This window comes from Sulfurimonas hongkongensis (genome assembly GCF_000445475.1).
GTDB lineage: Bacteria > Campylobacterota > Campylobacteria > Campylobacterales > Sulfurimonadaceae > Sulfurimonas > Sulfurimonas hongkongensis.
The window spans coordinates 12,836-24,558 of record NZ_AUPZ01000010.1; the positions used below are offsets into that span (position 1 = coordinate 12,836).

At 35.6% G+C, this 11,723-nt stretch carries 9 protein-coding genes; 3 read left to right on the forward strand and 6 right to left on the reverse strand.

Annotation, left to right across the window (positions count from 1 at the left end):
* Positions 1 to 10 precede the first annotated feature (10 nt).
* Complete coding sequence (locus M947_RS19650) at positions 11 to 1,306, forward strand: APC family permease (RefSeq protein ID WP_021287836.1); 1,296 nt, start codon at positions 11 to 13, stop codon at positions 1,304 to 1,306.
* Between the two features lie 133 nt (positions 1,307 to 1,439).
* Here the strand turns inward: M947_RS19650 and M947_RS19655 are convergent, their stop codons facing one another.
* The 6 genes from M947_RS19655 to M947_RS19680 all read right to left on the reverse strand — a co-directional run bounded on the left by M947_RS19655 (position 1,440) and on the right by M947_RS19680 (position 9,807).
* Entirely contained in the window at positions 1,440 to 1,691 is a 252-nt protein-coding gene (locus M947_RS19655; RefSeq protein WP_021287837.1) for a hypothetical protein, read from the reverse strand.
* A 277-nt stretch (positions 1,692 to 1,968) separates the two neighbouring features.
* Positions 1,969 to 2,211: a hypothetical protein gene (locus M947_RS19660; protein ID WP_021287839.1), complete on the reverse strand. Its 243-nt coding sequence runs from the start codon at positions 2,209 to 2,211 to the stop codon at positions 1,969 to 1,971.
* Between the two features lie 78 nt (positions 2,212 to 2,289).
* A complete protein-coding gene (locus tag M947_RS19665; RefSeq protein ID WP_021287840.1) occupies positions 2,290 to 4,077 on the reverse strand; it encodes an O-linked N-acetylglucosamine transferase family protein in 1,788 nt (595 codons plus the stop codon).
* A 2-nt stretch (positions 4,078 to 4,079) separates the two neighbouring features.
* A complete protein-coding gene (locus M947_RS19670; RefSeq protein WP_021287841.1) occupies positions 4,080 to 5,252 on the reverse strand; it encodes a class I SAM-dependent methyltransferase in 1,173 nt (390 codons plus the stop codon).
* Positions 5,253 to 5,526: 274 nt separating this feature from the next.
* Positions 5,527 to 8,409 (reverse strand): beta strand repeat-containing protein, encoded by a 2,883-nt coding sequence (locus M947_RS19675; RefSeq protein WP_156022380.1) that lies wholly within the window; start codon positions 8,407 to 8,409, stop codon positions 5,527 to 5,529.
* Between the two features lie 258 nt (positions 8,410 to 8,667).
* On the reverse strand, positions 8,668 to 9,807 hold the full coding sequence (locus tag M947_RS19680; protein WP_021287843.1) for a site-specific integrase: 1,140 nt from the start codon (positions 9,805 to 9,807) through the stop codon (positions 8,668 to 8,670).
* A gap of 335 nt (positions 9,808 to 10,142) precedes the next feature.
* Between M947_RS19680 and M947_RS23525 the strand changes: the two genes are divergently transcribed.
* Both M947_RS23525 and M947_RS19685 read left to right on the forward strand, forming a co-directional pair.
* Positions 10,143 to 10,313 carry a hypothetical protein gene (locus M947_RS23525; protein WP_021287845.1) on the forward strand — a complete coding sequence of 57 codons (171 nt, stop codon included), beginning with the start codon at positions 10,143 to 10,145 and terminating at the stop codon, positions 10,311 to 10,313.
* A 212-nt stretch (positions 10,314 to 10,525) separates the two neighbouring features.
* Positions 10,526 to 11,383, forward strand: coding sequence for a DMT family transporter (locus M947_RS19685; protein WP_281166952.1), 858 nt, complete (start codon positions 10,526 to 10,528; stop codon positions 11,381 to 11,383).
* Positions 11,384 to 11,723: the final 340 nt, after the last annotated feature.

Below are 11,723 nucleotides of genomic sequence, written 5' to 3' on the forward strand. Positions count from 1 at the left end.
AGGAATTAAAATGGGAAGTAATACTAATGCTTTTGGACTTTGGAGTGCTGTTTTATTGGGCATTGGTTCTATGGTCGGAGCAGGTATTTTTGTCCTTTTGGGCGAGGCGGGAGCAATAGCTGGGAACCTTGTATATATCTCATTTGTATTTGGCGGGATTATTGCACTGCTGAGTGGCTACTCTTTAGCAAAACTGGCAACTGCCTATCCCAGCCGCGGAGGGGTAGTTGAATATCTGGTTCAGTGTTACGGAGAGGGAATCTTTTCTGGTTCTGTCTCTATTTTGTTCTACCTCTCAGCTATGGTTGCCATAGCTATGGTTGCAAAAACATTTGGTACTTATGCTTCAATGATGATTATTGATTCTGATGCTACAATGTGGTCAAACGTCTTTAGCATAGGAATACTTCTGGCATTTATGCTCATCAATCTTGCAGGAAGTTCACTAATAGTAAGAAGTGAAAATGCAATTGTTATTATAAAACTTTCAATTATTGTTATATTTACGATAGTTGTCTTTTTTTATATCGATCCTGAACTTCTATCATTAAAAAATTCACCGCCTGTTATGAATGTCTTTTCATCCATAGCACTTACTTTTTTTGCTTATGAAGGTTTCCGTGTCATTACAAATACAGCTGAAGATATGGACAATCCGGGTGAGACAATACTAAAAGCAATGTTCATTGCTATTGGTCTTGTCATGATTCTTTATGTAGCTGTTGCTTTGGCTGTGTTTGGCAATTTGACTTTACCCAAGATCATTACAGCTCAAGACTATGCTTTGGCCGAAGCTGCGAAACCTGCCTTGGGGCAGACAGGATTTACTATTATGGCTGTTGCTGCACTTATCTCAACAGCATCATCTATTAATGCAAACCTCTATGCCGTAACCAATGTGACTTATCAAATGGCAAAAAACGGTGAACTGCCGAAAGTATATGAAAGAAATGTATGGCACAGCAGTGAGGGGTTGATCATTAGTACACTTATACTTGTTGTATTTGTATTGTTTTTCAATTTGAATGAGATAGCAGCTATTGGGTCTATTTCTCTTTTGTTTATACATGCCTTAGTCCATATCGGACATTTACTTAAAATAAAGGAGACTAAAGCTTCAAAAATGTTTGTTGTTTTTGCTATACTGACGATTGCTATGGCTATAGTTTTGGCTCTTGGTTACACAAGCAGGCATATCCCCAATGTAGGATATTTTATTACGATAGGATTTGTACTCGCCTTTATCATAGAGATAGGTCTTAGACTTATTACAAAAAGAGCTGTAAGCAAACAGACACCTACATAAAAAAAAGTTCCTGACACCCCTATTTTTCTTTTTCTGTTAGAAGTAGTCTGCTATCTTCCAGTGGTTCTTATATGCTATAAATGCTAATAATCCTGCTAGTATGAATCCAACAGTATATATTAAAATGCCAATGCTACTCATTTCTTAAATCCTTAATCAGTAATTCTAATTTATTCAATTTCAAATATGCCAACACAATTCCAAATGATAAAAAAAGGAAAGGCACAAATAATAATAAGCTAACAATAAAGGCTCTATCGAATATAGATAAACCAAAGCCACCAATAGCACCACTTACAGCCATTAATGTAAATAACTTCTTATATACTATATCAGCCTCTTTAGCAATTATATCGGCTTTATCTTTTCTCTCCTGTAATATCATGTAGAGATTATACCAAAATAGGAAAAATAATAGAAAGAAGAAATTTATTTCAAGATAACTTGCATTAGGTTAACCAAAAAAAGAGTAATAGTAAGGAAAATAAGGATTTGAGAGCATCAAGCAAGCTAAGGTAAAACTAAGTTTTATTCCCATAATGGCATAATGGTGCCTGACACCCCTTTCCTAAAAAATATCAGCTATCTTCCAATGTTTTTTATATGCTATATAAGCAACTATAGGTGCAATTAAAAGTGCAAGTGGGAAAAGAAATTGTAAATCATTCATTATATAAGTCCTTTAATTTTTTTTGTAGATCTCCAAGTTTTATTAAATTGGTAGATATACCTAAAACAGCTATAAAGAAAGCTATTGACGATAAAATTGTAACAATTGGATTATCAACTGCTTCACTCATCCCATAAACCCATGTACCTCCAGCTATTGCTAAAAATGCTATAAGCTTCTTGTTTGCAATATCAGCTTTTTTGTTTATGATATCCATTTTATCTTTTATCTCCATGTCAGAATTATATCATTTTTTTGTAACTTGTTAGTTTTTTATAAAAGAGTGACACCCTCCCACTTCCAAAGCTTTCACCTACTTTTTTATCTCACCACTTATAATCATTTTTATCTTTTTTACAAAGTCTTCTAGTTCGTCTTCTCTAATACGAAGTAGTGCATCGAAGTCTAGTTGGGCTATGTGGTTTACTACTTGGTTATAAAACTCTTTATCGCTTAGTAGTCTTGTGGCGATTGCTATGTACTCTTCTTGTGACGAAGCAATAAGTTCATCTAACCCTAGTCTTCTCATCACTGCACTTGCTAGTCGGTTGTAGGCTTTTGTACCTTCGTATGTAACAACAGGTTTTCCAACATGCAGAGCATCCATTATTGAATTGAATCCACCAAATGGATATGAGTCAAGACATATGGTTGAAGAGTTTAGTTTATCCATGTAGTCATTATTAGGCATGGGTCTATTAACTTCAGTTTCTTCCCCTAGCTTTGTTTTTAAAAATCTTGATGTAGTTAAAAATGATTGGTTTCTTATAATAGCACTTCCTGGTACAAACATAAACTTAGGATTTATTCCGCTAACTTCATTACTTTGCGTATTTATAGCTTCTAGTGCATCTAGTATTTGACTATTTATCTTATAGAAACTACCTAAAAATACTATCTTTTTTTCATCAAAAGTATTTACACTGCTTGGTATGTAGTTATTTTTTATAGGGATAGCTCCTATGCCTTTTATCAGTACAAGCTTTTCATCATAGTTTTCTTCTGCTAAGTCGGCTCTCTCTGTATCTTCGCCACCTATAAAGAAGTCTATTGTAGAACCAAAGGTGCTTACAGGGTGTCCATACATTGTAGCTTGTAGCGGAGCAATTCTTACATTTGAGAGGAATCGGCTCTCTGTATCCATCCCTATATCTGCATATAGAACTAAAGAGTAATCATTAACCGATATCTCTGAAACATTTATAGTTCCAGTTTGTTTTTCTCTTTTAATAAGAATGATTTTTTTAAATATTGACTCATCAATATCTTTAGCGTTGTCATCGCCTAAAGCGAGAAGTGTTAACTCAAAATGCTTTGAAAGTGCCTCAATATATGGAAAAAGTGATCTATACACGGCACTGCTTGATTTCCATCTTGAAGAAACTATTGCAATTTGAGGTTTTTTCTTCTTAGGTTTGTTTTTGATATCTATACCTATTAGACTCTGCATTGAAGAGTTAAAACTTCGTTTATAGTTTCTATCTAAAATATTATCGATATAGGTACAATTAAAATATCCCGTACTACTAGTTAGAGTGATGTTTATTTTTTTAGGTACATGAAGCAGATGCTTACTCATTTTAGTTTGCAACTCTCTTGTTATGGGATGGTTATCATTCATAAACACTCCATACCAGTTACTAACTATATTTTCTAAAGACTCTTGTTTGTAAAGCTCTTTGTATAGAACTTCTACACTACACTTTGCATTGTAAAGCACTAACAATTTAACGAGACTGTTTGGTGCTTCTTTTAATATTTTCACAAAACAATCAGTAGAACCAAAAGAAGATATTTCAAAAATATTTGCAATAGTCCTGTTTACCAACATGAGTCTAGAGATTAAGCCTTCATCTTCTATAGTGTAGCTCTCTTGCGTTAAGTAAAAGCCAATATTTTTGCATAAAGTGTTGATAAATATATATGTTTGCTTATCTATTTGTAAAAAACAGTTTTTACTATCACTTAAGGCAGAGAGGATTTCAATCATTTTTACTGTAAGTTCATCATAGTTGTTATTTAGATAAAGTTTCATCCACTCTCTATTGTCAATCCTACACTCTTGTAAAGTCAACTCTCTGATATCATATTTCTTACTCATACTTAAACTTCTTTTACTCTTGCATTTTCTACTACTAGTATCTTTTCGTAAGAGATGCCTCTTCTTTGTATCTCTGCTGCTATATCTTTTGCTCTCCAGTTTGTAGTTATGAGTATGATGTCACAAGGCTTATCTACAAGGGTAGATGAGTGAGTTATAAGCTGACCTGTTCCTGGTACATAGCGACCACACTTTCTCTCATCAGAGTCTACTACTATAGGATACTTATCACAGCTAAGCTCAAAGCTGTTTATAAAACTAGCACCCTTTCCAGTTGCTCCCCAAAGAGCTATAGTTTTTTTATTATCAACAAGTGCTTGTAGTGTTGTATGTACATTTTGTTTTTGAGAGAGGAGTGAATTATAGATGTGTTTGGCACTTTTATGTATAGCAATGTTTTTAGAGACTTGTGCGGCTGTTACGACTACTTCCTCTTGGTACATTGCACTAAACTCTAGTATATCAAATCCACTAAGTTCAAAAAGAGATCTAAAGCTTAGAGCTGTAAAATTGCTTACATGTTCATACAAGTAATCTGCCACTCGAAACTGATTTAGTGCGTTTTGAATATTGGGGACTTCTGCTATAAAAATAGGAGTAATTTCACAAAGTGAAGCGTGATAAGATATATGCTCTACAAACTCTTTTGGATGTGAGAGATGTTCTATAACATGGCGACAAATTATAATATCAGGCTTATAGTGCTTCATATCACGCTCTGCTAAAAAGTAGTCTTTTTTTATTTCAAGACCTTTGTCTTTTGCTGTTTGTGCTTCTATACCTGGCTCAAACCCGATATATCTAGCATCTGGCTCTATTGTCTTTAGTGCTTCTAAAAAACCTCCATCACCACAGCCAATATCTACTATACATTTGCCTTTGAGTCCATAACTAGAAGCAAGCTTAGCTACATCTAAGATATGCAACTGCCAATCATTGCCAGAGTTGTACATAAGGTTTGAATCTTCTTCATAAGGTATCTTATAGTAGTCAAAGGCTATGTTGTAGACATGGCTACAAGAGAGACAGATGTGAAAGTCAAGTTCGTATGTTGGTGCCTCAAGAGCTTTTTCTTTGCTTTTTGGTAGGTTTAGTGCCGCTAAGGGCTGCTTTGCTGGCGCATAGAGTCGCTCTAGCAAAGAGCTACCGCATACTCTACAATGATGTTTTGTCAAATAAATTTCCTTTTAATTAACATAGCTATTGAACTGTCTGTTTGGTTTGATAACTATAATAATTTTAAATAAAATAATAAATTTTTGAAACGATGCTTTAACTTCGTCTGTTTTGGTTGTGCGAGGTTAAAATCTCGATTTAGATGTTTAGTCTCAAAAATAAGAAATTTGGTAAAAAAAAGCCCCGCTAACTCTTAAGAGAAAGCGAGGCTGAAAGCTTTTGGGCTTTTGTCTACATTACGCCTCAGTAGAGGTGCAACGAGAAGTAATTGGATTAAGCGATGTCTGCAGTTGTAATTACTCCACCATCATTAATCATACCGATAAGTTCGATATTGTCAGCTTGAACACCATCAGCATCACCTGTTACTAAGTAAGCGTATGATTCATAAACTACAGTACCTGTACCGTAAGCAGTTCCAACATATGTAGTAGAAGACTCATCATTGATAACTACAACATATTTTTCGCCGTCTTGTGCACCAAGGCCTGCATCTATAAATGCTGCTACTTCGTCATTAATTGTATCTTGAGTGTAGCCATTTTTTGTATCTACTACGAATGTAGTAATTTTTGCTGAACCAGTTCCATCACTACTATCTGCAAATACATATACACCTTTATCAGTTGCATCAGCTACTTTTGCAGCATTTGCAGCAAGACCAACTTTTGCAGCAGTAGAGTCTATACCTGTTAGGTTGTTAAAGTTAACAAGCTCTTCACCTGTACCTGTTGCAAGCTCAACATAATCAACTCCGCCGTTGTTTGAAAAGTTGAAGATAGCTCTATCATCAACTGCATCATTACCCGTCAATAGAACGAAATCATCAAATGAACCACCTGTTACAGTTATATCTGTAGAATCATCGCTGTTATCAGTTACATCAAATGTTACTGTTTGGCTATCTCCTAGTTGAACAATATCAGTTAATTTGTTCTCTGTTACTATATCACTACCACCATTTTCAAGTTTGAATGAAGCTCCAAGAGTACCATCTCCGATTGTGTATTGACCAGCTGTTGAAGTAACATTGTTAAGATTTACATTTAAGTCATCAGTTATAGCACCAGCTACAACAATTTTATCAGAACCTACTGTGAAGTCTTTAACAGTTGCCAATGAGCTAGCACCAGCTTGAATATTTACAGTGTCTTCACCAGCACCTGTTGTGACAGTTGCTGATTCATTAGCTAGTATGATAACTGAGTCATCTAAGTCACCTAGTTTGTTTGTAGAAGTATCAAGTAATGCTACATCTTTTAATCTCAATGAGCTTGAAAAATCTGTAGCAGTTAATGCAGAACCACCATTTTTAAGTGTAATGCCATACTCATTTGCTTCAACTGTACCGACTGTAGCTGCATCTGCGAAAATATAAGCACCCGCTGTTGGAGCATCTACATCTGTAACATCAAACGCAACAGTTAATGCCGCTGTAGGTGCAGTAAGTTCAATAATATCTGTACCCATTACAAAGTCTTTTACTACAACGCCTGTAAGATTGTCATCAAGCTTAATAACATCCGCGCCAGCACCTAGAGTTACAGTATCGTTTCCTGCAACAGTTATAGTGTCATCACCAGCACCTAAGTCGATTGTAGCAGCGTTAACAGATGAAGTTACAGTATCGTCACCGTTACCTGCAGTCACCTCTGTTCCAGCTTTTGCAGCAGTAATGTCGATAGTGTCATCGCCGTCACCTGCTTGAACATCATAGATTTGAGTTAAAGCTGTAGTAATAGTGTCATTACCTTTACCACCAACGATAGTGATGTCGTCATGTGCACCAGCGATAGCACCGATTGTTAAATCACCAGTTAAGTTTGTAGCAGCGATTACTTGATCTGCTGCAGCTACTGTGATTGTAGTAAATTCGATATCTTCACTACCTTGAACAACCATAACATCTGTAGTTGCATCAAAAGTCACATCATTAACTGACATTGTAGTCTCATCAAAACCATTTTCATCTAAGTCTAGGTCAATTGCTTCATCTGGAGTAGCTTCAACGATGATAGTACCTACTGTTGCGTCTGCAATGATAGAGTTTGCTGTTTGAGCTTCAGAGATATTTAATACTAATGTACCTTGAGTGAATGCAGTTTTATTTTCATCACCATGGTCAAGAGCTACTGTTAAGTTACCTGCAGCTAAATCTGAAGTTAGGTCTAGTTTTGTGTTTTCATTCAGTGTGATTCCAGCAGCACCTGCGATATTAGTTGATAACTCAACTGTATCTACTTTTGCTCTTGAGAAGTCATTACCAGCAGTGAAAGCTGTTGCAGCTAAAGTCTCGATTTCAAGAGTTGTTGTACCTGTAGAAGTTGAAGTGATAAGTGTACCGTCATATTGTCGAACAGTAGCAACTAAAGTACCAGACAATGCAACACCGTCAGTAACAACTAAAGTAACATCTTTATCGCCTGTTAGGAACATTTTCTCAGCGTTGATATTAGTTGCATCTGAAAGTGTAATTTCACTATCTGCAGTTGTAGCATTGATAGTGATGTCTAACTCAGCATTATCTGCAGCAACACCAGCATCTAAAGTTAAGTCACCAGCAACATTTAGAGTTACAGCATCGTTAGCACTTGCTAAAGTTGCTAAAGTTACAGTTTTCTCAGCTGCTACAGTTGCATCATAAATATCAGCTCCTGCTGCTTGACCTGTGAGGTTTAAGTTAGCTGAACCAGCGTCAACAGTTACAGTATCTCTTGTTCCTGAAGCTAATGAAGTGATATCAAGGGTAGCAATATTGTCTTTTGCAACAATTTTTGCAACATTTAATGAGTTTGCACCAATTATAGTAGCAGTACCACCAGCGATGTCTGTGTTAAAGTTAGCTACTTGAGCATTACTTACATTTGTAAAGTCAAAACCTGTAGCCACATATTTACCATCAATGTTTAGTGTTTCAACATTTTGGATTCTTGCTTTTGTAGCGTTTGTATTTACAGAAGCGTTAAGTACATCACTATCGTCTGTTGATGAATCAAGAATAATGTCATCATCTTGAAGTGAACCAAGCTCAGTAGCGTCAAATAGGTCATTTTTATCAGTACCGTTGATTACTTCATCGTCAACACTTTTAGTAAGCATACAACCCTCACCCAAAAAAAAGCCTACCTTACAAACCCTAAATATCTCAATCTTCAAAATAATCACCCCTAAACTCTCCTTCTCACCTGCAAATCATCAGCAAATAAAAAAACTATTTACTCTTTTTTATGCTTTTAAACATATAAAAACAAAATATAAAAATTATAGAAGAGTACTTGTATATGGGCTTTAGTAGGTAGTTTTATGCTAAGATTTTATAGTTGTTTTTGTCTGTAATTTGTTAGTTGATTTATGATGGTTTAATAAAAAATCAAGAAAATTTTAGTGGTCACCACCTAGATGGTGGTATAACCTCTAAAAAAGTCTTGCTGCACAAGAAGCGGCAGAGTGTAGAGACTCGTTTGAGAGATGAGCATATCTTTGCGTCATCTTTGCTGTTTTGTGTCCTAAAAGAACTTGTACTTCATAGAGACTTCTTTTAGCATTAACAAGTGCAGAGGCGTAGGTGTGTCTTAGGTCGTGCATTCTAACCTCTGGCAATCCTGCTTTTTTTCTTGCAGTATTCCAACTATTGTAGATGGTGATGTAGGGTTTATTGGTTACTTTAGAGGGAAAGAGATATTTGGACTCTTTGGGAATTTGTTTTAGCAGAGAGTGTAGTTCTTGCGTTATGGGTAGTACTCTCTTTTTACCATTTTTTGTGATTGGGATTGTCCATAGCATCTGAGTCTCATCAAAGTGACTCCACTGGGCTTTTAAAACTTCTCCTCTTCTTGCTCCACTAAGTAGAAGCATGGGGATGATGTATTTTAGGTGTAGATTCTCACTTACATTTACTGCGGATATAAGCCTTTTTGTCTCTGCTTTTGTTAAAAATCTTTCTCTCTCATTGTTCTCTTGGAAGTGTTTTATCCCTGTGACTGGGTTGTAGGGAGCTTGTAGGAGTTCATACTCATATGCAAGAGTATATGCTTGAGAGAGAAAAACAAGGAGCTTGTTTGCGGTTGCGGGTTGGAGCTTCTTTTTGCTAAGCATCTCTGAATGAAGCTTCATAAGATCTACTTTTTTGACATTTTGCATGGTTGTAGAGCCTAGAGTTGGCAAAATATGGTTTCTAAAGATGCTCTCATTTGCCGCATAGCTTTTGATGTGCTTTTGTATGTATGGAAGATAAAAGTCATGAAAAAAATTTACTATAGTAAGAGAGTCTGACTTCTCTACCATTATAGAAGTTACGTTGTCTTGTATATGCTCTTTTTTTAGCAAAACTATAATTTCTCTAGCCTCATTTGCTGAGAGTATATCTGCACAACCTATCTTACGTGAGGTTCTTTTTGCATTTTTGGAGTAACTAAAGTAAAAAGTTTTTCTACCTGTTTGTCTTACTTCTAAACTAAAACCGCTTAATTTTATGTCGTAATAGACCTCTTTTGTCTTTGTTTGGGGCGGTTCTACTTTTGCTATGAACCTGCTGGTGATGTTTACTTTTGGCATGATTGTTCCTTTTTTAGATACTTAGTCGTGAATACGAGATTGAGTACTATATAATATTGATTTGAATGTCAATACAAAGTATTGAACCCTCTGATTAATTTATAAACTAGATTCCGTGTCAAGCACGGAATGACGGGACACGCGTCATCCTGAACAAACAAACCGTCACTCTGAACAAACAAACCGTCATCCTGAACAAACAAACCGCCATCCTGAACAAACAAACCGTCATCCTGAACAAACAAACCGTCATCCTGAACTTGATTCAGGATCTACCTTAATAATTGTTCAGAGCACTCTATTATAATTTGACATAAGTATTACAGGAGTGAAAAATGAAAGAAGAAGAAATCTATATGAAGCTTTTTCAATACTTAAGATCAACTTTTTTTAAATGCAAGAGAGAAAACGTTCCAGTTATGCTGCTCTTGGCTAAATGCTTTGCAAAAGAAGAGTTAGTAGATTTTTTATCATCTGCACAACTTTTGAAGTTTTCGCGTAGTTGAAGAGAGGATATGATAGAGGCTTACTTGGTTTTAAAATATCCAGAGAAATTAATTTGTGGGAGTGTTAATAATTTGATTGTTTAGGATCTCTTTTGACCATCTTTTTATATCTTCTAGTGTTTACAAATTAACTTTAAAGCTCATCGATATTTGCTATAGATAGATGTGCTATAATCTGTTTTTTTAAAGGCTTCATTATTTTACTCGCTCATATCTATCTCTCTATCGCTACGATTTTAATTGCTAGCTCTTTTTTGGTCTCAGCAGAACTCTCAGGAGTCATTGACTCCATCTCTATCACTTTGTACAGATTTCTTATAGCGCTCATCGTTTTATCTCTGATTTTTATAAAAAAGGAGTATCGCCAAAAACTTGCTTCTACCTTTTGGAGAGGCACTGTTGTAGGTGTTTTTTACGCTTTGTACTTTATTGGCATGTTTAAAGCGCTTGAGACAACCACTGTTTTAAACATAAGCACTCTTTATACTCTGATCCCTTTTATTACTGCGATTTTATGTATCTTCTTCTTTAAAGAGAAGATAAGTAAAAAGCAACTCTTGGTTTATCTTGTTGCTATGGTTGGCACTAGCATTGTTGTTTTTAAAGCAGATATAGCTCTGTTTTTGAGTTTTTCACTTAACTCTGGAGATGCGATATTTTTACTAGCTTCTATCTCCATGGCACTTTATTCTATATTTTTAAAGGCACTACATAGAAAAGGTGACAAGGCTTTGGTCTTTGTTTTTAGTACACTCTTAGGTGGATCTATAGCAATGTTTTTATCGATGCAAATTTTAAATATCCCTCTTGAGTGGCACAAAATAGAGGGTGAACTCTTTTACTATGTACTTTACCTAGCACTTGCTACTACCATTTTAACACTTTTTTTATACCAAAAAAGTGCAGCACTGCTTGGTTCTAAAAAACTTATGGCGTATCTCTATTTGAGTCCAGCTATAGTTGCGATAATGTCGTACTTTTGGCACGACACATCTATAAGTTTTAGTGTTTTTGTAGGGATTTTAATCTCGCTTTTTGCTACTGTTATTTTACTAAAAGAAAAAGTATAAAATTGAGTGCTTTGAGCAATCATCAAAAGAGATCCTGAATCAAGTTCAGGATGACGGAGAATGTTCAGGATGACGGAGAATGTTCAGGATGACGGAGAATGTTCAGGATGACGGAGAATGTTCAGGATGACGGAGAATGTTCAGGATGATGGAGAATGTTCAGGATGACGGAGAATGTTCAGGATGACGGAAAATGTTCAGGATGATGTTTCTCATTGTCATTCCGTGCTTGACACGGAATCTCGCTGGAATCTCATGAGATCCTCCAATCAAAACAAGAGAATCGCTTTTTGCTATGCAAAAATGTTTCTTTAGAGTTCAGGATGACAGGCTGATTGTT

Coding starts and splice junctions, on each gene's coding strand:
- M947_RS19650 (WP_021287836.1), top strand. CDS start 11: ATGGGAAGTAATACTAATGCTTTTGGACTTTGGAGTGCTGTTTTATTG.
- M947_RS19655 (WP_021287837.1), bottom strand. CDS start 1,691: ATGATATTACAGGAGAGAAAAGATAAAGCCGATATAATTGCTAAAGAG.
- M947_RS19660 (WP_021287839.1), bottom strand. CDS start 2,211: ATGGAGATAAAAGATAAAATGGATATCATAAACAAAAAAGCTGATATT.
- M947_RS19665 (WP_021287840.1), bottom strand. CDS start 4,077: ATGAGTAAGAAATATGATATCAGAGAGTTGACTTTACAAGAGTGTAGG.
- M947_RS19680 (WP_021287843.1), bottom strand. CDS start 9,807: ATGCCAAAAGTAAACATCACCAGCAGGTTCATAGCAAAAGTAGAACCG.
- M947_RS23525 (WP_021287845.1), top strand. CDS start 10,143: ATGAAAGAAGAAGAAATCTATATGAAGCTTTTTCAATACTTAAGATCA.